The following is a 2122-nucleotide window of genomic DNA, read 5'->3' on the forward strand; positions in this document are numbered from 1 at the left end:
ATGACGACATCGAGTAGCGAACGGGTGCGGCGGCCGCTGGCCGACACGGGTTGGGGCCCCGGGCGGGCGGTGAGCCGGGAAGACCGGTGCCGCCGGTATCTGTCGGCCTCCCGGCTCCAGGTCGACGGTGCCGGCAGCGCCGAGGCCCTACTGACCTTCCCCGGGGACGCCGGGAGGGGCATCGCCCGTGCGTGGGCCACGCGCCGGTTCGCCGCGGCGTACGGCGTCGACGCCCGCCGTCGGTACGGCGTGACGCCCGCGTCCGTGCGCGTCGAGCTGGTCGTCACCGGCCCCGCCGAGGCCGTCGCGCGGTTCGTGTGGGCCCTGCCCCGCACGCTCGACTACGCCGAGATGCTGGCGACGCAGGCCGCGTTGGACTACGGCCGGTGGGAGCGTCACGGAAGGGCCGCGCCGTATCTGGACGGGCTCACCGCGGACGGGCGGCGCGACCTTGCCCGACGGTACCGCCGGGCCGCGTTCCGGGTGATCGTGAACACCCTTATGGAGCCGCCGCCCGTCGAGGTGCCCGAGGCCGACTACACGGCGCCCCCGTGGGAGCAGGTCACCGCGCTCGCCGGAGGGTTGGCCGCGTACGGGTGGGTGGCGGTCGAGGAGGTCGCCGACCCGCAGCAGGCCGCGCGGCTGCTGGCCGAGGCCGAGCAGCCCGGCGAGGCCGCCCCACAGTGGGAACAGGCCGCGCTGTTCGACGCGGAGGACGTCATCCCGTCGGGCCCGGTCGTCATCGTGCCGTGCTCCGCCCGGAAGGCGGACAAGGTGACGGCGCCCGCAGGCCAGCTCTACACCGGCCCGCTGTATCGCGCGGCCCGCCGTGCCGCCGAGGCCCTTACTACCGAGGGCGGCGCCGTGGCGATCGTCTCGGCCCGGTACGGACTCCTCCACCCGTCCGACGTCATCGCGTCGTACGACATGCGCATGGGGCGACCGGGCAGTATCCGGCCCGCCCATCTCGCCCTCCAGGCCCGCCCGTTCGGCCTGGACGACGGCGAGCGTGACGTCATCGTGCTCACCCCGGCCACCTACACCGCCGCCGTGCTCGCCGCCCGGCCCGACGCCGTGACCCCGCTCAGCGGCAGCCGGGGCATCGGAGAACAGCGCTCGCGGCTCGCCCAGGTCGCCCGCCCCGGTACGTTCACCGTCGCCGCGTAACCCCCTCCAGAAAGGCCGCCCCGATGAGCACTCCACTCCCTGCCGAACCCGGCGAGGACACACGCCCCGACGAGACGGGCGAAGTCGAGGAAGCCCCGTACGGCTACTGGCCGAACGAGTGCCGCAACTGCGGTCAGGCGATCCCCCGCGACCGGCCCGCCGGAGCCGGACGCCCGCCGGAATACTGTTCGACCGACTGTCAGAACGAGGCCAAGGCCGCCCGCGCGCGCGAGCGCAACACCCCCGGACTCCCCGGGCAGATCAGCCGCGCCGAAGAGCTCACCACGCGCATGGAGCAGGTCATCCACGACCTCCGCAGCGACTTGGGAAAGATCAGCTCGCCCGAAGGACTGGAGGCCCGCCTAGCCGCCGCACGGGCCGCCAGCGCGCAGGACGTCGCCCGCGCGAACCAGGCCGCCGCCGATGCCCAGACCGAGGCCGCGAACGCGCGCCAGGACGTCACGGCAGCGCGCGCAGACAAGGAGGCCGCCGAGGCCCGCGCCACTCAGGAACGCACCAGGCGCGAGGCCGCCGACAACGCGGCGGAAGACGCCCGCAGCGAGGCCCGCGCCGCCGAACGCGAACGGGACCGCGCCCAGGCCGACAAGGACGCGGCCGAACGGGCGCGGGACGAGGCCGAAGAGACCGCCCGCGCCGCCGTCGACAAGGCCCAGCACGCCGAGCAGGCCGCCGAGCGGGAAACCGCGCGAGCGGAGACCGCCGCCGCCGAGCGGGACCAGGCCATCCGGGACGCCTCAGCCGCCGAGGGCCGCGCCACGGCGGCCGAGGCCGAGCGGGACCGCGCCGTCGCCCGCGCCGACGCGTCCCAGGAGGCCGCCGTACGCGCCGACCAGGAGCGCGCCGAAGCCGTCCGCGCGCGCGACGAGGCACAGCGAGACGCGACGTACGCGGCCAAGGCCCGCACCGAAGCCGAGAAGGCGAAGAAGACGGCGGA

Annotated in this window: 1 protein-coding gene and 1 pseudogene; both read left to right on the forward strand. The window is 75.6% G+C overall.

The window, feature by feature from the left end:
* Positions 1 to 1167: DUF6884 domain-containing protein (locus ABD343_RS40835; protein ID WP_344535947.1), on the forward strand; the 1167-nt coding region annotated here is incomplete at its 5' end.
* Between the two features lie 23 nt (positions 1168 to 1190).
* Positions 1191 to 2122: pseudogene (locus tag ABD343_RS40840) on the forward strand (hypothetical protein); the annotation flags it as partial.

Origin of the sequence: Streptomyces albiaxialis (genome assembly GCF_039530985.1) — a bacterium.
Lineage (GTDB): Bacteria > Actinomycetota > Actinomycetes > Streptomycetales > Streptomycetaceae > Streptomyces > Streptomyces albiaxialis.